This is a genomic window from Acidovorax sp. M2(2025), from assembly GCF_049330835.1.
In the GTDB taxonomy this organism is placed as follows: domain Bacteria; phylum Pseudomonadota; class Gammaproteobacteria; order Burkholderiales; family Burkholderiaceae_C; genus Acidovorax.
Window position 1 is genome coordinate 95857 of record NZ_CP186262.1, and the last position, 20295, is coordinate 116151.

At 67.4% G+C, this 20295-nt stretch carries 24 protein-coding genes; 15 read left to right on the forward strand and 9 right to left on the reverse strand.

The annotated features are described in order from the left end of the window. Positions 1-24: 24 nt before the first annotated feature. From ACOYR3_RS00375 to ACOYR3_RS00415, 9 genes are all read left to right on the forward strand, one after another. A complete protein-coding gene (locus tag ACOYR3_RS00375) occupies positions 25-636 on the forward strand; it encodes a glutathione peroxidase (RefSeq protein ID WP_422844558.1) in 612 nt (203 codons plus the stop codon). Between the two features lie 244 nt (positions 637-880). After that, positions 881-2191 (forward strand): NAD(P)/FAD-dependent oxidoreductase, encoded by a 1311-nt coding sequence (locus ACOYR3_RS00380; RefSeq protein WP_422844559.1) that lies wholly within the window; start codon positions 881-883, stop codon positions 2189-2191. After that, positions 2188-2994: a DUF1365 domain-containing protein gene (locus ACOYR3_RS00385; protein ID WP_422844560.1), complete on the forward strand. Its 807-nt coding sequence runs from the start codon at positions 2188-2190 to the stop codon at positions 2992-2994. The genes ACOYR3_RS00380 and ACOYR3_RS00385 overlap by 4 nt, the downstream gene beginning before the upstream one ends. A 26-nt stretch (positions 2995-3020) precedes the next feature. Continuing rightward, entirely contained in the window at positions 3021-4241 is a 1221-nt protein-coding gene (locus tag ACOYR3_RS00390; protein WP_422844561.1) for a class I SAM-dependent methyltransferase, read from the forward strand. A gap of 112 nt (positions 4242-4353) precedes the next feature. After that, entirely contained in the window at positions 4354-4869 is a 516-nt protein-coding gene (locus ACOYR3_RS00395) for a chalcone isomerase family protein (protein WP_422844562.1), read from the forward strand. Then, the gene (locus tag ACOYR3_RS00400) at positions 4866-6224 is read left to right on the forward strand and encodes an MFS transporter (protein ID WP_422844563.1); all 1359 of its coding nucleotides are present in this window, start codon (positions 4866-4868) and stop codon (positions 6222-6224) included. Before ACOYR3_RS00395 ends, ACOYR3_RS00400 begins: the two co-directional genes overlap by 4 nt. Before the next feature lie 12 nt (positions 6225-6236). Beyond that, positions 6237-6776, forward strand: a complete 540-nt coding sequence (locus ACOYR3_RS00405; protein WP_422844564.1) for a DUF3833 domain-containing protein — start codon at positions 6237-6239, stop codon at positions 6774-6776. Next, positions 6773-7555, forward strand: coding sequence for an SDR family NAD(P)-dependent oxidoreductase (locus tag ACOYR3_RS00410; RefSeq protein ID WP_422844565.1), 783 nt, complete (start codon positions 6773-6775; stop codon positions 7553-7555). The genes ACOYR3_RS00405 and ACOYR3_RS00410 overlap by 4 nt, the downstream gene beginning before the upstream one ends. Positions 7556-7561: 6 nt before the next feature. Beyond that, a complete protein-coding gene (locus ACOYR3_RS00415; RefSeq protein ID WP_422844566.1) occupies positions 7562-8038 on the forward strand; it encodes a nuclear transport factor 2 family protein in 477 nt (158 codons plus the stop codon). Between the two features lie 65 nt (positions 8039-8103). On the opposite strand, the gene ACOYR3_RS00420 is transcribed toward ACOYR3_RS00415, so the two are convergent. Further along, on the reverse strand, positions 8104-8718 hold the full coding sequence (locus tag ACOYR3_RS00420; RefSeq protein WP_422844567.1) for a glutathione S-transferase N-terminal domain-containing protein: 615 nt from the start codon (positions 8716-8718) through the stop codon (positions 8104-8106). 115 nt (positions 8719-8833) lie between these two features. Here ACOYR3_RS00420 and purB point away from each other — a divergent pair, with 115 nt between their 5' ends. Both purB and ACOYR3_RS00430 read left to right on the forward strand, forming a co-directional pair. After that, positions 8834-10213 carry an adenylosuccinate lyase gene (purB, locus tag ACOYR3_RS00425; protein ID WP_422844568.1) on the forward strand — a complete coding sequence of 460 codons (1380 nt, stop codon included), beginning with the start codon at positions 8834-8836 and terminating at the stop codon, positions 10211-10213. Between the two features lie 113 nt (positions 10214-10326). Then, entirely contained in the window at positions 10327-10887 is a 561-nt protein-coding gene (locus tag ACOYR3_RS00430) for a YaeQ family protein (protein WP_422844569.1), read from the forward strand. 91 nt (positions 10888-10978) lie between these two features. Here the strand turns inward: ACOYR3_RS00430 and ACOYR3_RS00435 are convergent, their stop codons facing one another. From ACOYR3_RS00435 to ACOYR3_RS00445, 3 genes are all read right to left on the reverse strand, one after another. Continuing rightward, positions 10979-11284, reverse strand: a complete 306-nt coding sequence (locus tag ACOYR3_RS00435; protein ID WP_422846646.1) for a DUF2007 domain-containing protein — start codon at positions 11282-11284, stop codon at positions 10979-10981. A 66-nt stretch (positions 11285-11350) separates the two neighbouring features. Then, the gene (locus ACOYR3_RS00440; protein WP_422844570.1) at positions 11351-11794 is read right to left on the reverse strand and encodes a DUF3717 domain-containing protein; all 444 of its coding nucleotides are present in this window, start codon (positions 11792-11794) and stop codon (positions 11351-11353) included. A gap of 189 nt (positions 11795-11983) precedes the next feature. After that, the gene (locus ACOYR3_RS00445) at positions 11984-12676 is read right to left on the reverse strand and encodes a TerC family protein (RefSeq protein ID WP_422844571.1); all 693 of its coding nucleotides are present in this window, start codon (positions 12674-12676) and stop codon (positions 11984-11986) included. 523 nt (positions 12677-13199) lie between these two features. Here ACOYR3_RS00445 and ACOYR3_RS00450 point away from each other — a divergent pair. The 3 genes from ACOYR3_RS00450 (at position 13200) to ACOYR3_RS00460 (ending at position 14920) form a co-directional block, all read left to right on the forward strand. Beyond that, positions 13200-13925, forward strand: coding sequence for a TerC family protein (locus ACOYR3_RS00450; protein WP_422844572.1), 726 nt, complete (start codon positions 13200-13202; stop codon positions 13923-13925). Positions 13926-14013: 88 nt separating this feature from the next. Beyond that, positions 14014-14469 (forward strand): hypothetical protein, encoded by a 456-nt coding sequence (locus tag ACOYR3_RS00455; RefSeq protein ID WP_422844573.1) that lies wholly within the window; start codon positions 14014-14016, stop codon positions 14467-14469. Between the two features lie 97 nt (positions 14470-14566). Next, positions 14567-14920: a phage holin family protein gene (locus tag ACOYR3_RS00460; protein ID WP_291484439.1), complete on the forward strand. Its 354-nt coding sequence runs from the start codon at positions 14567-14569 to the stop codon at positions 14918-14920. Here the strand turns inward: ACOYR3_RS00460 and ACOYR3_RS00465 are convergent. After that, a complete protein-coding gene (locus tag ACOYR3_RS00465) occupies positions 14888-16444 on the reverse strand; it encodes a M48 family metalloprotease (RefSeq protein ID WP_422844574.1) in 1557 nt (518 codons plus the stop codon). The two genes, ACOYR3_RS00460 and ACOYR3_RS00465, sit on opposite strands and share 33 nt — an antisense overlap. Before the next feature lie 129 nt (positions 16445-16573). Between ACOYR3_RS00465 and moaC the strand changes: the two genes are divergently transcribed. Continuing rightward, positions 16574-17092: a cyclic pyranopterin monophosphate synthase MoaC gene (moaC, locus tag ACOYR3_RS00470; protein ID WP_422844575.1), complete on the forward strand. Its 519-nt coding sequence runs from the start codon at positions 16574-16576 to the stop codon at positions 17090-17092. Between the two features lie 15 nt (positions 17093-17107). On the opposite strand, the gene ACOYR3_RS00475 is transcribed toward moaC, so the two are convergent. From ACOYR3_RS00475 to ACOYR3_RS00490, 4 genes are all read right to left on the reverse strand, one after another. After that, the gene (locus ACOYR3_RS00475) at positions 17108-17920 is read right to left on the reverse strand and encodes a pilus assembly protein (protein WP_422844576.1); all 813 of its coding nucleotides are present in this window, start codon (positions 17918-17920) and stop codon (positions 17108-17110) included. Beyond that, the gene (locus ACOYR3_RS00480) at positions 17911-18477 is read right to left on the reverse strand and encodes a pilin (RefSeq protein WP_422844577.1); all 567 of its coding nucleotides are present in this window, start codon (positions 18475-18477) and stop codon (positions 17911-17913) included. The genes ACOYR3_RS00475 and ACOYR3_RS00480 overlap by 10 nt, the downstream gene beginning before the upstream one ends. Before the next feature lie 110 nt (positions 18478-18587). Beyond that, the gene (locus ACOYR3_RS00485; RefSeq protein ID WP_422844578.1) at positions 18588-19175 is read right to left on the reverse strand and encodes a pilin; all 588 of its coding nucleotides are present in this window, start codon (positions 19173-19175) and stop codon (positions 18588-18590) included. Between the two features lie 316 nt (positions 19176-19491). Further along, on the reverse strand, positions 19492-20292 hold the full coding sequence (locus ACOYR3_RS00490) for a 3',5'-cyclic-nucleotide phosphodiesterase (protein WP_422844579.1): 801 nt from the start codon (positions 20290-20292) through the stop codon (positions 19492-19494). Positions 20293-20295: the final 3 nt, after the last annotated feature.

Sequence of the window (20295 nt, forward strand, 5' to 3'; positions counted from 1 at the left end):
TGCCGCTCAACGCAGGAGCCCCCGATGACAAACCTTTCCCGACGTGTTGTTCTGGCCGCCGCCCTGGCGCTGGCCGGCGGGGCGCATGGCGCCGCCCGGGCGGCCGATGCCACGCCACCCGCGGCCCCCGCCCCCGGCGGTGCGGCCTGCCCGGCCTTGCTCAACCACACCGTTGCGCGCCTGCAGGACGAGAAGCCGCAGTCGCTGTGCCAGTACGCCGGCCGCGTGGTGCTGGTGGTCAATACCGCGAGCTTCTGCGGCTTCACCGGGCAGTACCAGGGCCTGGAAGCGCTGTACGCCCGCTACAAGGACCGGGGGCTGGTGGTGCTGGGCTTTCCGTCCAATGACTTCGCGCAGGAGACGGGCAGCAACCAGCAGATCGCCGAGTTCTGCGAAAACACCTTCGGCGTGAAATTTCCCATGTTCGCCAAGAGCAGCGTGCGCGGGCCCGAGGCCTCGGCGCTGTTCCGCCAGCTGGCGGAACTCTCCGGCACCGCGCCGCGCTGGAATTTCCACAAGTACCTGATCGGCCGGGACGGCCGGCTCGTGGACCAGTACGCCAGCTTCACCGGCCCCGACAACAAGGGCCTGGTGCGCGCCATCGAGCAGCAACTTGCTGTTGCCACTCCCCGGTGATTGCAATGATTTCGTTAACTTTTTTTCAAAATTTGGGCGCAACGCCCTGGAACTTCGCCGGGACGGCCCCACTCTATCCCTTGCGCAAGACGATTGCGCACCGGACAGTTTTAACGTTGCGAAGCCTTTCGGGGTCCCTGACCTCGACTGACCTCCTGGAGCGCTTCTCCTCCCTCCCTCTCTTATTCGTTTCGGGACGCTTCGCAACCTTTTTATTCCAGGCGCCGGCCAGAGGGGGCCGGCCATGAAGGTCGCCATCATCGGCTCCGGCATCTCCGGGCTCGCGGTGGCGCACCAGCTGCGCCACCAGGCCGCCGTCACCCTCTTCGAAGCCGCTGACTACTTTGGCGGCCACACGCACACGGTGGACGTCACGCTGCCTGATGGCACCGGCCGCCCCGCCACGCACGGCGTGGACACGGGCTTCCTGGTCTACAACGAGCGCACCTACCCGCAGCTGATCCGCCTGCTGGGCGAGCTGGGCGTGGCCAGCGCGAAATCCGACATGTCGTTCTCGGTGCAGGCGCCGGGCGCGCTCGCGGGCGGCGCGGCGCTGGAGTGGAGCGGCAGCAACCTGGCCACCGTGTTCGCCCAGCGCTCCAACCTGCTGCGCCCGCGCTTTTGGGGCATGCTGGCCGACCTGCTGCGCTTCAACCGCCTGTGCACCGCGCTGGCCACCGCGGGCGCCGAGGGGGCGCTGCAGCAGCCGCTGGCCGAGTTCCTGGACCAGCACCGCTTTGGCGCGGCCTTCCGGGACTGGTACTTCCTGCCCATGCTGGGCTGCATCTGGAGCTGCCCCACCGACCAGATGCTGCGGTTCCCCGTGGCCACCATGATCCGTTTCTGCCACAACCACGGCCTGATCCAGGTGGCCCAGCGCCCGCAGTGGTGGACGGTGGCCGGCGGCGCGCGCCGCTATGTGGACCAGATCCTGGCGGGCATTGCCGACAAGCGCCTGCGCACCCCCGTGCGCCGCGTGGAGCGCGATGCCGCCGGCGTGCGCGTGGTCACCGACGGCCGCACCGAGCATTTCGACCACGTGGTGCTGGCCACGCACTCGGACCAGTCGCTGGCCCTGCTGGCCCAGCCCAGCGCCGAGGAGCAGGCCGTGCTGGGCGCCATCCGCTACCAGCCCAACCTGGCCGTGCTGCACACCGACACGCGGGTGCTGCCCACGCGCCGCAGTGCCTGGGCCGCATGGAACTACGAGCGCGCGGCCGACAGCGGCCGGGAATCGGCGCGCGTGTGCCTGCACTACCTGCTCAACCGGCTGCAGCCGCTGCCCTTTGCCCAGCCGGTGCTGGTGTCGCTCAACCCGGTGCGCGCCATCGACCCCGCGCAGGTGCTGGGCCAGTACGAATATGCCCACCCGGTGTTCGACCTGGCCGCCATCCGTGCGCAGCGGCAGGTGCCCGCGCTGCAGGGCCGCCAGCGCACCTGGTTCTGCGGCGCGTGGACGGGCTATGGCTTTCACGAAGACGGCCTCAAGTCCGGCCTGGCCGTGGCCGGGCAGCTGCGGGCGGCCTTGCCGGGCCCGCTGGCGGAGGCCGCATGAAGAACCCCGCCCCCCAGGCTCCTGCTGCCGCCCCGGCGCAGCCGCTGATCGGCTTTGGCCAGGTGCGCCATGCACGGCTGCGGCCCCGGCCGCACGCGTTTGCCTACCCCACCTTTTTCCTGATGCTGCCCATGCGCAGCCTGGGTCGCGTGCAGGGCGCCCTGGCGGTGAACCGGGCGGGTGCGATCAGCTTCCATGACGCGGACCACGGCGACGGGCGCGGCCCGGCGCAGGGCGGCGCGCTGGCCTGGCTGGACGAGCTGCTGCGCGCCGAAGGCATTGCCGACGCCACGGGCGAGGCCTGGCTGCACTGCTACCCGCGCGTATGGGGCTACACCTTCAAGCCGGTGAGCTTCTGGTACTGCCACCGCGCGGACGGCAGCCTGCGCGCCATCGTGGTGGAGGTGAACAACACCTTTGGCGAGCGCCACTGCTACCTGCTGGATGCGCCGCGCTACGGCGTGGAGCAGCAGGCGCGCAAGGTCTTCCACGTATCGCCGTTCTGCGAGGTGAGCGGCGGCTACCGCTTCCGCTTCCTGCGCACCGGCCCCGGCGCCCAGGACGCCGGCCGCACCGTGGTGCGCATCGACTACGACGACGCCAGCGGCCCGCTCATCCACACCAGCGTGAGCGGCACGCTGCAGCCGGCGGACGCCCGCAGCCTGCGCCGCGCGCTGTGGGGCTACCCCGCCATGACGCTGGCCGTCATCGCCCGCATCCACTGGCATGCGCTGCGGCTGTGGCTCAAGCGCGTGCGCTTTCACCGCAAGCCCCCGGCCCCCGCCACCGCCGTGACCCGCTGACCCCCTGCACGACGAACGAGAACGCCATGAACTCCACCACCGCTCCCCGCCTGGCCCTGCCCGCCGGCACGCCGGCCGCCGCCCGCACCGCGCTGCAGCTGCTGCAGCGCCTGCAGCACGGCCACCTCACGGTACAGCTGCCCGACGGCACGCTGCGCCACTTCGGCCAGGGGGGCGGCGGCCCGGTGGCGGCCATCACCCTGCGCAACTGGAACGTGTGCAGCGCCGCGCTCAAGTCGGGCGACATCGGCTTTGCCGAAACCTATATCGCCGGCGACTGGACCACGCCCCAGCTGACCGAGCTGCTCAAGCTCTTCATCGCCAACCGCCAGCAGGTGGAGGGCGTGATCTACGGCACCTGGGCGGGCCGGCTGCTGTACCGCCTCAAGCACCTGCTCCACCGCAACACCCGCGCCAACAGCCAGAAGAACATCCACGCCCACTACGACCTGGGCAACGCGTTCTATGAGCTGTGGCTGGACGACACCATGAACTACTCGTCCGCCTGGTTCGAGGGCGACGCCGGCCGCGACATGCGCGCCGCCCAGCAGGCCAAGGTGCGCCGCGCGCTGCGCATGGCCGGCGTGCAGCCGGGCGACCGCGTGCTGGAGATCGGCTGCGGCTGGGGCGCCCTGGCCGAGATGGCGGTGACCGAATGCGGCGCCACCCTCACCGGCGTCACCCTGTCCACCGAGCAGCTCGCGTTTGCGCAGCAGCGCATGGCCCGGCTCGGCGCGGCCGACCGGGCCGACCTGCGCCTGCAGGACTACCGCGACATCGCCGACGGCCCCTACGACGCGATCTGCTCCATCGAGATGGTGGAGGCCGTGGGGCGCGAATACTGGCCCACGTATTTCCAGGCCGTGCGGCGGCTGCTCAAGCCCGGCGGGCGGGCGTGCATCCAGAGCATCGTCATCGACGACGGCCTGTTCGAGCGCTACATCAGCTCCACCGACTTCATCCAGCAGTACATCTTCCCCGGCGGCTGCCTGCCCTGTCCGCGCGAGTTCCGCCGCGAGGCCGAAGCGGCCGGCCTGCGCGTGACGGACGAGTTCGCCTTCGGCCAGGACTACGCCGAAACCCTGCGCCGCTGGCGCGAGCGGTTCCTTGCGCAGCGCGCGCAGATCCTGCAGCTGGGGTTTGACCAACGCTTCCTGCACATCTGGGAGTTCTACCTGGCCTACTGCGAGGCAGCGTTCGAGATGGGGAACATCAACCTGGTGCAGTACACCCTGGTGCGGGGTTGACCGGGAGGCGGCCATGCCAGTATTTGCTCCCAAAACAATAGCTGCCAGCGCTTTATTCACGGGCGCTGCAGCCCTTTTTTATGCAGATCCGGCAGGCACCCAGGCCTTGCCCGTGCACGCAGCGCCCCCCGCGCCTTGGGCGCCGGCCGGCGCCGAGGCGGCGCTGCAGGGCCTGCGGCTGGCCGGGGAGGGCACGCTGCGGTATCTCGGCTTCGAGGTGTACCGGGCGCGGCTGTGGGTGCCGGCCGGGTTCGATGCCGCCGACTACGCGGCGCGGCCGCTGGCGCTGGAGCTGACCTACCACCGCAGCTTCACGGCCGATGCAATTGCCCAGCGCTCCCTGGAGGAGATGCGCCGCGTGGGCGCCTTCACGCCCGAGCAGGCGCAGCGCTGGCTGCGGGCGCTGCAGGCCGTACTGCCCGACGTGCGCTCGGGCGACCGGCTGGTGGGCGTGTACCTGCCCGGCCAGGGCGCCGTGTTCCGCAGCGGCGGGCGCGTGCTGGGCAGGGTGGACGACGCCGAGTTCGCGCGCCTGTTCTTCGGCATCTGGCTGTCGCCGCAGACCTCCGAGCCGGGCCTGCGGCAGGCCCTGGTGGGCGACACGGCCCGGGTGGCGGGGCGGCCATGAGCCCGGCGACGGCGGCTGCGGCCGCCCACGCAGCGCCCGCCGCCCTCACCGCGCGTGCCGGGCTGGCGTACGGGCTCCTGGGCCTGCCGCTTGCATTCGTGGCCCTGCCGCTGTACGTGCTGCTGCCCAACCACTACGCGCGCGCCTTCGGCATGCCGCTGGCCACGCTGGGCGCCGTGCTGCTGGCGGCACGGCTGTTCGATGCGTTCACCGATCCGCTGCTGGGGCGCCTGTCGGACCACCTGTTCGGCCGCTCCCCGCGCGCCGTGCTGCGGGCGGGCGCCGTATCGGCCGCCGTGCTGGCGCTGGGGCTGGGCGGCCTGCTGTTTCCGCCCGTGCAGTCCCCGTCCGCCCTGGTGGCCTGGGCGCCGGCGGCACTGGTGGTGACGTACGCCGCCTACAGCCAGCTGGGCATTGCCCACCAGGCGTGGGGCGCGCGGCTGGGGGGCGACGAGGTGCAGCGCAGCCGCATCGTGGGCTGGCGCGAAGCGGCCGCCCTGGTGGGCGTGGTGCTGGCCTCGGTGCTGCCGTCCTGGGCGGGCCTGCCGGCGCTGTGGGCCGCCTTCGCGGTGGCGCTGGCCGCGGGGTGGTGGGCCTGGACCCGCGCACCCCGCCCGGCCCCTGACGCCGCCACCGCCGCGCTGCCCGGCGTCCATGACGCCCCCGGCCGTCACCCCGGCCTGTGGCGGCCCTGGGGGCAGGCGGCCTTCCGCCGGCTTTTGCTGGTGTTCGTGCTCAACGGCACCGCCAGCGCCATTCCGGCCACGCTGGTGCTGTTCTTCGTGCAGGACGGGCTGCAGGCCCCGGCCGCGCAGGAGCCGCTGTTCCTGGGCGCGTATTTCCTGTGCGCCGCGCTGTCCATTCCACTGTGGCTGCGCGCCGTGGCGCGCTGGGGCCTGGCGCGCACCTGGCTGGCCGGGATGATGCTGGCTGTGGCCGCGTTCTCGTGGACGGCCGGGCTGAGCGCGGGCGATGCCCGGGCGTTCCTGGCCGTGTGCGCGCTGTCGGGCGTGGCGCTGGGCACCGACCTGGCCCTGCCCGGCGCGCTGCTGGCCGGCGTGGTGGCGGCCGGGGGCGACGCCGGGCGGCACGAGGGCGCGTACTTCGGCTGGTGGAACTTCGCCACCAAGCTCAACCTGGCCCTGGCCGCAGGCCTGGCCCTGCCGCTGCTGGGCTGGCTGGGCTACACGCCCGGCACCCGCAGTGCCCAGGGGCTGCAGGTGCTGGCGTGGGCCTATGCCGTGCTGCCCTGCGCGCTCAAGCTGCTGGCGGCCGCAGCGCTGTACGGGCTGCTGCTGCGGCCGCAGCGCGGCCGGGCGGCGGGCTCCCCGGCGCTCTCCCGTGGACCTTTCTAGCGAGTTGCCACCATGCAAAGACGTCTTTTCCTCAGTGCCGCCGCCGCCCCGCCGCTGGGCCTGGCTTTGTCGGGCTGCGCCAGCCCGGGTGTGGACGCCTACGCCCAGGACAAGCCGGTGCTGGACCTGGCGCAGTATTTCAACGGCCGCGTGCTCGCGCACGGCATGTTCCAGAACCGCAGCGGCCGGATTGCCCGCCGCTTCTCGGTGGTGATGGACTGCGCGTGGCAGGGCAGCCAAGGCGTGCTGGACGAGGCCTTCACCTATTCGGACGGCACCACCCAGCGCCGCGTCTGGCGGCTGACAAAGCACGCCGACGGCCGCTACACCGGCACGGCCGACGACGTGGTGGGCGAAGCCCGCGGCCAGGCACGGGGCAACGCCTTCCGCTGGGCCTACACCCTGGCCCTGCCCGTGGACGGCAGGGTCTACCACGTGGATCTGGACGACTGGATGGTCCTGATCGACGAGCGCGTGATGCTCAACCGCGCCACCATGAGCAAGTGGGGCGTGCACCTGGGGGACATCACCCTGTCCTTCTCCAAGCCATGAGCCTGAACCCCCCCCTGCGCGACTGGCGCGGCCGCCGCGCCTGGCTGATCGGCGCCTCCAGCGGCATTGGCCGGGCCACGGCCGAGGCGCTGCATGCGCGCGGCGCGCAGGTCATCGTGTCGGCCCGCCGCGGCGACCTGCTGGAGGCCTTTGCGGCGGCCCACCCCGGCAGCGTGGCCCTGCCCCTGGACACGGCCGATGCGGCCCAGGTGCAGGCCGCCGCCGCCCAGGTGCTGGCCGGGGGAGCCCCCGACCTGGTGTGCTACTGCGCGGGCTACTACCGCGACATGCGCGCCACGGACTTCGACCTGTCCGTGATGCGGCGGCATGAGCAGGTCAACTACGACGGCGCGCTGCAGGTGCTGGGCGCGGTGCTGCCCGGCATGCTGGCCGCGGCGCGGGCGGGGCGCCCGGGGCACGTGAGCCTGGTGAGCAGCGTGGCGGGCTTCCGGGGCCTGCCCAAGAGCCTGGCCTACGGCCCCACCAAGGCCGCCCTGATCCACCTGGCCGAGGCCCTGTACCTGGACCTGCACGACCTGGGCCTGGGCGTGAGCGTGATCAACCCCGGCTTCGTGGCCACCCGGCTGACGGCCGGCAACGACTTTTCCATGCCCGCGCTCATCACGCCCGACGCGGCGGCCGCGGCCATCCTGCGCGGCTGGGAACGCGGGCAGTTCGACATCCACTTCCCCAAGCGGTTCACGCGCTGGCTGAAGCTGCTGCGCGTGCTGCCCTACCCGTGGTACTTTCCGGCGGTACGCCGGTTCACCGGGCTTTGACAGCACATGCCGCCATCTTCCCCACCCCCGCAGCAACCGCCGCCGCCCGGCACCCCTGAAGAGGCGGTGGCCCGCGTGGTGGCCTTCTATGAAAACCTGACGCCCGCGGGCGTGGCCGCGCTGCGCACGCTGTATGCGCCCGGCGCGCGGTTCAAGGACCCGTTCAACGAGGTGCAGGGCCTGCCGGCGATTGAGCGCATCTTCGAGCACATGTTCGAATCGCTGGAGCAGCCGCGGTTCGTGGTCACCGGCCAGGTGGTGCAGGGCGCGCAGTGCTTCCTGACGTGGGACTTCCAGTTCAGCCTGCGGCGCTTGCGCCGCGGGGCGGTGCAGACGGTGCACGGCGCCTCGCACCTGGTGTGGGACGCGCAGGGCCTGGTGGTCCTGCACCGCGACTACTGGGATGCGGCTGAGGAGCTGTACGAAAAGCTGCCCCTGCTGGGCGCGCTGATGCGCTGGCTCAAGCAGCGCGCCCGCGGCTGAGCCGCCGCGGGGGCGGCCCTGCGCAGGCGCGAGCGGATCCGGGCCCGTGCGGTAGTACGGTACGGTCAGTAGGGCTTGGTGTCGGCGAAGCTCGGGCGCAGCATCAGCTTGTCCAGCAGCTTTCCCAGGTTGGGGTGCTCGCTGCGCCAGGCAATCTGCGGAAACCGGAACTCCAGCCACCCGAGCGTGCAGCCCACGGCGATGTCCGACAGGCTCAGGTGGATGCCGCTGCAATAGGGCTTGTCGCCCAGGCCCTGGCTCATCGCCTTGAGCCCGTCGTCCACCTTTTGCAGCTGGCGGTCGATCCAGGCCTGGCTGCGTTCGCTTTCCTTGCGGTGGGCCCAGGTGGCCTCCAGGCGGGCCAGAATGGCCGCGTCGGCCACGCCGTCGGCCAGGGCTTCCCAGGTCTTGACCTCGGCGCGCTCGCGGCCTTGCGCCGGGATGAGCTTGCCCACGGGCGAGAGGGTGTCCAGGTACTCGACGATCACCCGCGAATCGAACACGGCCTCGCCGCCTTCCATCACCAGGCAGGGCACCTTGCCCAGCGGGTTGGAGGTGGCGATGGTGGTGTCGTCGGCCCAGACGTTTTCCTGCACGAACTGGTAGTCGAGCTTTTTTTCGGCCATCACGATCCGCACTTTGCGGACGTAAGGGCTGGCAGAGGCTCCGATCAATTTCATGGTTTGTTTTCCAGTGCGCGGGTGCGCTGAACACGTTGGATTTGATTCTATCGGCAGCTGCCTGACGGGCGCTTACGCGGGGCCGCCCCCTACCCGCCCCCTACAATGGCGCGCCATGAGCCTGTCCACCATCACCGCCCTCTCGCCGCTCGACGGCCGTTACGCCAGCAAACTTGCCGCCCTGCGCCCGATCATGAGCGAGCACGGCTACATGCACCGCCGCGTGCAGGTGGAAGTGGCCTGGTTCATCGCGCTGTCGGACGCCGGCTTTGCCGAGTTCAAGCCCCTGACCACGGGCGCCCGCGCCTACCTGCTGGGCCTGGTCAAGAACTTCTCCGAAGCGGACGCGGCGGCCATCAAAGAGATCGAAAAAACAACAAACCACGACGTCAAGGCGGTCGAGTACTGGATCAAGAGCAAGTTCGAAGCCCGGCCGGAGCTGGAAAAGGCGGCCGAGTTCGTGCATTTCGCGTGCACCAGCGAAGACATCAACAACACCAGCCACGCGCTGCAGCTGCGCTCGGGCCGCGACCAGGTCATCCTGCCGGGGCTGGACCGGGTGGTCCTCAAGTTGCGCGAAATGGCACATGCCTATGCCGACGTGCCCATGCTCAGCCGCACGCACGGCCAGACGGCCAGCCCCACCACCGTGGGCAAGGAACTGGCCAACGTGGTGGTGCGCCTGCAGACCGCCTGCGACCGCATCGCGGCCGTCAAGATCATGGGCAAGATGAACGGCGCCGTGGGCAACTACAACGCCCACCTGTCGGCCTGGCCCGGCTTCGACTGGGAAGCCTTCAGCAAGAAGGTGGTGGAGACGCCCGAGCCCCTGGGCCTGGGCCTGACCTTCCAGCCCTATTCCATCCAGATCGAGCCGCACGACTACATGGCCGAGCTGTTCGACGCCGTGGCGCGCGCCAACACCATCCTGGTCGACCTCTCGCGCGACATCTGGGGCTACGTGAGCCTGGGCTACTTCAAGCAGCGCCTGAAGGCGGGCGAGATCGGCTCGTCCACCATGCCGCACAAGGTCAACCCCATCGACTTTGAAAATGCCGAGGGCAACCTGGGCCTGGCGAACGCGCTGCTCAAGCACCTGTCCGAAAAGCTGCCCATCAGCCGCTGGCAGCGCGACCTGACCGACAGCACCGTGCTGCGCAACATGGGCGTGGCGCTGGGCTACGCCGCGCTGGCCTACGCCTCGCTGCTCACCGGCCTGAACAAGCTGGAGCTGAACGAAGAGGCCCTGGCCGAAGACCTGGACGCCGCCTGGGAAGTGCTGGCCGAACCCATCCAGACCGTCATGCGCCGCTTTGGCGTGCAGGGCGCCTACGAAAAGCTCAAGGAAGTCACGCGCGGCAAGACGGTGACGGCCGAGGCGCTGCACGGCCTGATCCGGTCGCTCGAAATCCCCCAGGCCGAAAAGGACCGCCTGCTGGCCATGACGCCGGGCAGCTACACGGGCAAGGCCGCCGAACTGGCCCGGCGGGTGTGACGCCACTCTAAAAATGATAGCTGCCCGCGCTTTCTGCACGGGCATTTGAATGCTCCAGGGCTGCCAAAGCAAGTACCCGCTTGCGCTGGCAGCTCTTGTTTTTGATACGCACCATGGCCATCAAATCCACCATCTTCAAGGCGAACCTCGCCATTGCCGACATCGACCACGGCTACTACGCCGACCACGCGCTCACGCTGGCGCGGCATCCCAGCGAGACCGACGAGCGCATGATGGTGCGGCTGGCGGCACTGGCCATCCAGGCGCACCAGCTCAACGACCTGTGCAACGGCGACGGCACCCTGGCTTTCGGGGCCGGCTTGTCCGACCCGGACGACCCGGACGCCTCCCTCACCGACTTCACGGGCCGCAAGCGCGTCTGGATCGAAGTCGGCCAGCCCGAGGACAAGCCGCTGACCAGGGCCTGCAGCAAGGCCGACGCCGTGATCGTCTATTGCTTCAACCACGCGGCCGAGATCTGGTGGAAGGGCATCGAAGGCAAGCTGTCGCGCCTGGACAAGCTGCAGGTCTGGCGCATCCCCACCGACGCCTCGCAGGCCCTGGCCCAGCTGGCCGAGCGCAGCATGCAGCTGCAAGCCACCGTGCAGGAAGGCGCGATCACGCTGAGCAGCACGCAAGGCAGCGTGCACTTGGAGCCGGTGCGCTGGAAATAGCCCGGATCGACCCAAAAAATGGCGCTAGCGCTTTACAGAACAGCGCAAGCAGCTATTAAAACCAGAGCAATCCGTCCGCTCTCGGCAATGCTCAGTCGCGCAACATGAACGCTCCGCAGTGCCAGCATTGCTCGAAACCGCCTTCCACCACTTCGCCGCAGCGGCACACCCAACGGCGCTGCGGCAGCTGCTGCAGCGCTTGGAGCAGGGCATGGGCCGGGGCGGCGTGCTCCTCGTGTTCGAGCCAGATCTCCGGCAGGCACTGGTCGGGCGGCAGGTGCCCGGCGGCAGCCCCCAGGTACTGCCGCTGCACCGAGGCCGGGAAACCCGCCTCGCACAGCAGGTCGGCCCACAGCGTGGCGATGGCGATGTTGGGAGCTTGGGTCAGGCGCAGCACAGCGGTCACCTTAGCCGCCGAAAGATCCGGCGTACAGGGGGGGGTTGCGCCTTTTCGCTGCTGCGGCTACGCGGCATCGGCCGGCGCAGGGGGCGCGGGCGCTGGGCCCTCGGCCGCCCGTTCCGCATAACGGTTGAAGCGCCAGGCGGAATGCTCCAGCGTGATGCGCCGCCACACCGCGCGCTTTTCGGCCGGGCTGAACGCGGGCCAGAACTGCACCTCGTCAAAGGTGCGGCCGCAGCCCTTGCACAGGTCGTCCCCCTGGCTGGTGGAGCAGATGGCGATGCAGGGCGTGTCCGGGGTGGTGTCGTACCAGGCCAGCCAGGCGGCCAGCGCCTCGGGGGGCAGCGCGCCGTCTTCAACCGCCTCTTCGCGGCGGAAGACCATCCGGGCGTACACCTCGGCCAGCGCCTGCACCGGCGGCGCCAGCCCCATGCGGTCACACGCCGGCGCGCGCTGCCGCCAGTGGTTGATGGCGGCTTCGATGTCGGTGATGTGGATGGCGGTCATGGCGTGCAGGGGGGCTGGATGATAGCCGCCCCGGCGGGCACGGGTTCCCGAGAGGGTCTTGCCGCCGTGCGTTCGGCGCGGCGGCGCCAAAACGCGCATCCCCGCACGGGCCGGGGCCGGAGCGGGGATGCAGGAGCGAAAACGGGGCCGGCCGCCGCGAAGCGGTGCCAGGGCCTTCGACGGAGACGTTCAGGCGGGCGTCGCCGACGAGGCCTTGCGGCCCTGCAGGTACTTGCCGGTGGCCACCACCAGCACGGCGCCCAGCACCGCAGCGGCGTAGAACCCGAAGGAGTGGTGGGGCACGATGGGCTCGACCATCTTGTCGGACACGATGGTTTCGCCCCCCACCCAGCCGATCAGGGCGGCGCCCAGCGTCACGATGACCGGGTACCGGGTCATGATCTTGATCATCAGCGTGCTGCCGAAGATCACGATCGGGATGGCAATGGCCAGGCCCAGCACCAGCAGCGCCATGTTGCCGTTAGCGGCAGCGGCCACGCCGATCACGTTGTCCAGGCTCATCACCAGGTCGGCCACGAGGATGGTGCGGATGGCGGCCATCAGCCCGCTGTGGCTCTTCTCGTCGCCGTTCTCATCCTCATCGCCATCGTTGAGCAGTTGCACGCCGATCCACAGCAGCAGCACGCCGCCCGCCAGCTGCAGCCAGGGCAGCTGCATCAGCTTGACCGCGACGATGGTGAGCGCCACGCGCAGCACCACGGCGGCGGCAGTGCCCCAGAAGATGGCCTGCTTCTGCTGGCGCGGCTCCAGGCTGCGTGCGGCCAGCGCGATCACCACCGCGTTGTCCCCCGAGAGAATGATGTTGATCCAGATGATCTGGGCCAGGCCGATCCAGAAAGCCTGGTTGGAGAGAAGTTCCATGGGTTGTCCGTTCTGAGAATGTGTCCGGGGCGGTAGCGGAGGCAGAACATCTGCCTCGCACTCCGCAACTACAAGCGCAGAGTTTATGCAAGCAAAACCCTGCTCTCTATGCGTAATTGTTCGTACAGCGCGGAGGGCGCCGTCCCCCTTCGAGGCGAAGGGTTACTCGAAAAAAACCAGAGATCGAAGGGAAATTCTTACAATGCCGACCACTCCAAAGGGGAGTAGCTCCAAGGCACGCAAGACCATCCTTTCCGGGTTTTGCGGCTGTGACGGCGGGTCGTCAGTACGGTGGCATACACAGCCACCCGGCCCGTCGGGCACGCGCGATGCGTGTGCTGAGCAAGACCTTTGATGGCCCCGCGTCGCGGGGTGGTCAAGGTCGTCTTTTGCCTCAACGGTTCTGATTCGTTGGTTGCCTGGCTCCCTGATCCCCTCTCGAAGCCGGCCGCTTTCGCGGACAGACCCCAAGCCTGCACCAGGCAACGGGAAACTCCTTTGCCCCTGGACAACCGAGGACCGTATGGATTTTTTGGCTTCCCCTGAATTCTGGCTTGCACTGGGCCAGATCATCATCATCGACATCCTGCTGGGCGGCGATAACGCCGTCGTGATTGCACTGGCCTGCCGCAAGCTGCCCCCGGCGCAGCGCACCAAAGGCATCATCTGGGGCACGGCGGGCGCCATCGTGCTGCGCGTGGTCCTCATCGCGTTTGCGATGACGCTGCTGTCGCTGCCGTTCCTCAAGTTCGTGGGCGCGCTGCTGCTGCTGTGGATCGGCGTGAAGCTGCTGGCCCCCGACGAGGAAGGCCACGGCGACGTGCAGGGCAGCGACAAACTGCTGGCCGCCATCAAGACCATCATCGTGGCCGACCTGGTGATGAGCGTGGACAACGTGATCGCCATCGCCGGCGCCGCCCAGAACGCGGGCGACCATTCGTTCCTGCTGGTCGTGCTGGGCCTGCTGATCTCCATTCCCATCATCGTCTGGGGCAGCCAGCTCGTCATCAAGCTGATGGAGCGCTTTCCCTTCATCATCACGCTCGGCGGCATGCTGCTGGGCTGGATCGCGGGCGGGATGCTGGTGAGCGACCCCGCGCTGTCGAACCCCGACAAGTGGCAGTGGATGCTGAAGCTGCCGCAAACGGACGCCATCAAGTATGGCGCGAGCGTGGCCGGGGCCCTGCTGGTGCTGCTGGCAGGCAAGATGGTCCTGGCCCGCCGCGCGGCGGCCAGCCCGGCGCAATAAGGGAGCGGGGCGGACGGCCCATCGCTTGAGAGACCAACCGGGTGCGGCGCCGTCGCGCGTGCGCCGCCCGGCCCCCGAAGGAGGCAGTATGGACAACCGGGTCATTGTGTATGTGGACGACGCGGCCTATGCGCAGCAGATGCTCGCGCCCTTGTTCGCACGGGACGCCTCGGCGCAGACGCAGTGGGTGCTGGTGGCCTGCGCCCCGCGAATGACCCACCGCATCAGCAAGTGGGTGAGCCACCGGGCGCGCGAAAACTGGCGCATCAAGTGGGCGGACAAGCTGTTCGCGCAAATCCTCCCCTGGCTGCAGGTGCCGGCGGGCCGCGTCACCACGGTGCTTGCCAAAGGCCCACTGAACGAGCTGACCGACCAGCTGCAGGCCGCGGGCGGCCCCACCGCCCAGGTGGTGGACGCACGGCGCCCCAAGGCAGACCAGCCCGAGGGCCCGGCCCGCACGGAAGGGCGCTGGTCACCCCTGCCGGGCAGCCTGGGCAGCGTGCTCACCAGCATCGGCGCGCTGTGGCTGCTGGGCCTGGACTGACGGGGCGCCGCAGGGGGCTCGGCGCGCTCGGCCGGGCCGCCCGCGCGCCGCGGGCGCCGCAGTTCCTTCCCGGGAGGGCGGGTGCTATTCTCCGCCCATGAAACTCCTCCTGAAATGGCTGCTCAGCGCCGCGGCGCTGCTGTTCGTGGCCTATGTCTACAGCGGCGTGCAAGTGCAGAGCTTTACCTCCGCGCTGATCGCCGCGTTTGTCATCGGGCTGTTCAACGTGGTGCTGCGGCCCGTGCTGGTGGTGCTGACCTTGCCGGTCACCATCGTCACCGTGGGCCTGTTCCTTTTTGTCATCAACGCGCTGATGTTCTGGGCCGCTGCCAGCGTGCTGAGCGGCTTCCACGTCAACGGGTTCGGGGCGGCGCTGCTGGGCTCGCTGATCTATTCCGTGCTCGGGGTGATCATCGAGTCAGCGCTCGGCGGCCTGTTCACGAAGCAGTGATTCCACTGCGCGCAGGCGGGTGTCGATGATCGACGCCTCGATGTGGTCCACCTCGGGGCCGCCCCTGCGGGCCAGGTCCTGCCCCGCCTTGAAGCGGTCCACTGCCGCTGCATAGTCATAGCGCGCGGCCTGCGCCTCGGCGTCGGCGCGCACGGCCCGCAGCGCCTGGCCCTGCGCTTGCCAGGTGGAGGCCAGCAATTGCCACACCGTCGCGTCCCGCGGGTGGGTGGCCACCCAGGTCTGCAGCGCGCCCGTGCCTTCGGCGGCGCGCCCGGCGCGCAGCAGTGCCTGGGTGCGCAACACCAGCTCGGGACGGCGGATCGGGGCACCACTGCCGGCGCTACCCGCAGGGCCCGGGCCGGCCGCGGGCAGGGCGGCCAGGGCCGCATTCGGGTCGCCTGCGGCCAGCTCGATCTCGGCGGCCAGCAGCTGCACCTGGCGGTGCGCGGCGGCGTCCTGGCCCACCAGCTCCTCCAGCTTGCGGGCGGCCCGGCGGGCCCCGGTGGCATCGCGCAGCTGGCTGCTGCCCAGCGCCGCGGCATACAGCGCGCCCACACGGCGGGCCAGCGGCTGCGCGGCGAATCCTGTCCCCTGCGGCTCGGCGACCCACTGGCGCAACGTGTCCACGCCGGGGTTGGAGAGCACCCGCGCCCGTGCCGCCACCATCGCATGCTCCAGCTGCACCGGGGCCGGCCCTGCCGCCGCCGGCGTCCCGGCAGGGATGCGTGAATGCATGTCCGCCATCCGCTCGGTGGTCAGGGGGTGGCTGCGCAGGTAGGGCCAGGACCCGTTGTCGTTGAGCCGGTTGGCCTGCTGGAGCTTGTCGAACATGCTCACAAAGCCCTGGGGCGCAAAACCGGCCGGCTCCATCAGGCCGTAGCCAATGCGGTCCGCCTCGCGCTCCATGTCGCGCGAGAAGTTGAGCTGGTTCTGGATGGCCAGCGCCTGCCCGCCCACCACCAGGGCCTGGGTCGCGCCCGGGTTCTTGCTTGCCGCCAGCGCGCCCAGCACCATCGCCCCCAGCAGCAGGGGCGTCTGCTTGCTCTGCTGGGTGATCAGGCGCGAGATATGGCGCTGCGTGACATGGCTCAGTTCATGGGCCAGCACCGAGGCCAGCTCGTCGCGGCTGGTGACCACCCCGATAAGCCCCAGATGCACCCCCAGGTAGCCCCCCGGCAGCGCAAACGCATTCACCGTGCGGTCGCGTCCCAGAAGAACCTCCCACGCAAAGCGCTCGTCCAGCTCCGGCGACAGCTCCCCCCGCGCCCGCGCCGCCGCCAGTAGCGGCTGCCACAGGCTCTGCACATACTCCCCGACCACAGCATCGTCCAGATAGTCCGGGTCCCGGTACAGCTCGCGGATGATGCGGTCGCCCAGGCGGCGCTCGGCGCTGGTGGTGAGGTCGCTGTTGTCGCCCAGCGTGGGCAGGCTGGCCTGCGCTGTCGCCAGCGGGGCCGCAACCAGGCAAGGAAACGCTACAAATAATATAGCTGCCAGCGCTTTGCTGGCAACACCAAAAGGCATTTTTTGGTTGAATTTCGGCACGCGGATCCTCGTTCATCCCCAAGGCCACCCCACCGGCCCGCCGGCGGGTGCTAACGCCGTATGATGCCCCCGGTTCTGAATTGTTTCCCAACCGCCCCCACAGCCGCCATGCCCGAGCCCACCCCGCCCACCCTCACCCATTTCGACGCCCAGGGCCAAGCCCACATGGTGGACGTCGGCGCCAAGGCCGCCACCCACCGCGTCGCCGTGGCGTCCGGCCGCATCGAAATGTTGCCCGAAACCCTGGCCCTCATCGCCTCAGGAACCGCCAAAAAAGGCGACGTGCTGGGCATCGCGCGCATCGCGGGCATCATGGCCGCCAAAAAAACCAGCGACCTGATCCCCCTGTGCCACCCGCTCGCCCTGACCCGCGTGGCCGTGGATTTTGAACTGCAGCCAGACCGCAATTCCGTGCAATGCACCGCCACCGTGGAAACCGTGGGGCCGACGGGGGTCGAAATGGAGGCGCTGACGGCGGTGCAGGTGGCCCTGCTTACCGTTTATGACATGTGCAAGGCGGTGGACCGGGGGATGGTGATTCAATCCGTTAGCGTCGTCGAAAAGCGAGGCGGAAAATCCGGATCGTTCCGAACGCTGGAAAACCTGCGCGGATCAAGCGAAAAGTGATCGCCCAGCATTTCTTTAATCTTGCGTCAAAAAGCCATCCCCGGGGATAAATCCGAGAATATCTGCGGATGGATCTAGTATGGCTATCCATTCCTGCTTATGAAGCACCGGAAGATACAACGCAGCCTCCAATGCCACGCCCTTCTTTTTCAAGACCTCATGTGCTGCGCCCATAGACTCAGGGTACCGTTCGACGAAAATTTTTAATTTTTGAGTTCGCGTCTGGACTTTTTCCCGGTAGATTGCATCGTAAGGGACGTAAAATTCTGGCCGCTGAGAATAATCGCGACCACCAAATACTGAATCCAGCATCACCTCATGGCGCTCCTTACTGTCCTTGGGGGGGCGAATTCCCACGATCACTGGTCCTTTAAACCAACGCGGCCGAATTTCGGGGTCAAGAGACAGCAGCGCCTGATCAACATCGTTTCCCTGATAATCGGGCAAGCTGATGACCCGAAATCGATCCACCTCATGCACTAGAAATAGCGGGCGAGCTTGGTAGACCACATGGACCCCGTAAAGTAGCGCCGCAAGCTGGATAAACAGCACAAGAGATATATCCAAAAACAGCTCTTTTTTTGATTTTTTTGGGTTATATAACACCAGCGTCAGCATGGGACCACAAACAACATCCACGCTAACCAATATCAGAAAAAGACTGCGCCCTCCGGAGAGCAGGCTGTAAGGGTGGGGATACCAAACCAAGAAAACAAGCACGGCAGCCCAGCCAGCCACAAACAGAGAGCCCAGGAAATGCAGGGCCGCAGTCTTGACTGCAGCCCGCAAGCGCGTAGAAAAAGACATCGTAAAATTCATCAGCGACATTCAGCGGGAAGGTACTTGGCTGGCATAGTGCCCAACACCACGTTCGTCATTCCGCGCGCAGTCGCTGTAATGGCCGTGCTGCTTGCGCAGGCCCAATCAATAGATTCAGTCGATGCGGCGGTGGGAGCCGCATGGTTGGCGTTGGGAGACAACGTAAATGTCAAGTTGTTAAATGCGACCGGCATCCCGTTCCCGGCATTGGCTGCAACAGTGATATAAATTGGCCAGGCTCCGTCGGGAGTATAGGGCTTGCAGTCGGCGCCGCCTGCACCGGGTGCGCCAATGCAAATATTTGCAACGTACTTGGACTGCTTTTCTGCAACCGGACTGAGATTGAAGGCTACCGCTGCAGCATCCAAGCCAGATGCACGATTTTGGGTGTAGGCCTCACTAAGGTAGTTTTTCGCGACGGTCCCTGCTACCACGGCTTCTGAAATCTTCGCCCGAACAGCATAATCCTGATATGCGGGGAAGGCAACCGCAGTCAGGATGCCGATGATTGCCACAACGATCATTAACTCGATCAGCGCAAAACCTTTTACTATGCGCGGACTCATACGACACCCCCTTTCTACATGCCGGCTTGTCAAAAAAAAGGGTGCTCTTAAAGCACCCTTTCAAATATTAATAACCAACCCCTCAGAACAAGGGGAACGATCTATAAAAATCAACGGCACTCTGCAGGTGCATATTTAGCGGGCAGGGCCGTACCAGGCACTGTAGGTACGTTAGCTGCCGTGAATCGAGACGTGGCCGTCACTACGGTAGAACTACCGCATGCCCAATCTACCGCACCAGCGACCGCAGCGGTTGGTTTAGCATTTTGCACCAGAGGCTTGAACGAAATGACATTATTGTGCAAACCAGTAGGAATACCGTTAGAGGCCGTAGCTGCGATACCCACATTAATTTGCCACGGGCCGTTACCATCAACTGCATGACCGGCCGCGCAGTTGGCCCCCGAAACAGGCGGCGTGTCAATACAAATATTGGTCACATATTTCGATTGCTTTTCTGCAACAGCAGTGTCATTAATCCCAGCAGAGGCAGCATCAAGAGCAGATACGCCACCAGTCTGGAAGGCTTCACTCAACACGCTCTTGGCAGAAGACGCTGCAATCACGCCTTCAGAAACTTTGGCACGGACACTGTAGTCTTGATATGCAGGCAACGCCACGGCAGCCAAAATACCAATAATCGCCACCACGATCATCAATTCGATCAGGGTGAAACCCTTTTGCATCATTTGCTTCATAAAAAGCTCCTTGGAGGTCAATTGCAATTAACAACCTGCAGAACAGCTCTCCAGGTCTGATCGAGTAACAGCATTTCCCATGCCAGCCTGTGGATGGATCGGTTCCCCACGGCTGAGGGAGGAAGCGACGCCGACATTCGGGGGCTCAGGGCTCGCTCAGCCCCCGCCGATCGCATTTCTTGACAATTTTGTCCCGTCAAGAGTGTCAACAAGTGCGTCGGATGTTGCGTATTGTGCGCGAAGTGTCACAGCGAGTTGAGGCTCTTGAAGCGCCTAGCCCGGGAAGCCGCCCGGCCTCCCAAGCCCGTCGCCCCACCTAAATCAAAAACTCGTCTCCAGAACGCAGCCAATGGATCAGCGGCATGCGGCCGCTCTGGGCCTGCCGCGCGGCGGGATCTGCAGAAAGCAGGGCGCGAATTTCTTCGGCGATGACTTCGGTTTCGGCCGGCTTGGCATGGGTGATGTAGATCCCGCACCCGGGCTGCTGGAAGGAACGGAGTTCCTCCAGCAAGGTGCGGGGCGCCAGGTGCAGGGCCCGGTGCGCCAGCGCGGCCTCCCGCTGGCTGAAAGCGGTCTCGATGACCAACATGGCCAGCGGCAGGGTGTTCACGCGCGCCCAGAATGCGGGGTTGCGCTCGGTATCGCCCGTAAAGGCCCACCAACCCGCATCGCCGCGGACCGCGTAGCCCAGGGCGGGCACGGTGTGTACGGCAGGCAAGGCCTCGACCAGCAGTCCGGCAACTGACCGCTGCTCTCCGGCGGCCAGTGGGCTAAAGCGCATGAACGGCTGCTTTTGCGAGGGGATCGCCTCAAAGTCGGGCCAGATGACGTTGTTGAAGACGTGGGCGCGCAGCGCCTCCACCGTGGCCGGAAGCGCATGGATCTGGACGGGTGCGCTGCGCAGCGACCCCACCGCATCCAGCATCAACGGCAGCGCAGCAACATGGTCCAGGTGCGAATGCGTCAGGAACACATGGTCGATCTTGCGCATTTCGTCCAGCGTGAGGTCGCCCACGCCGGTCCCTGCGTCGATGAGGATGCTGTCGTCGATCAGGAAAGCGGTGGTCCGGCAGTCTTTGGCGATGGCTCCGGAGCAGCCCAGTACACGGACTTTCATGGG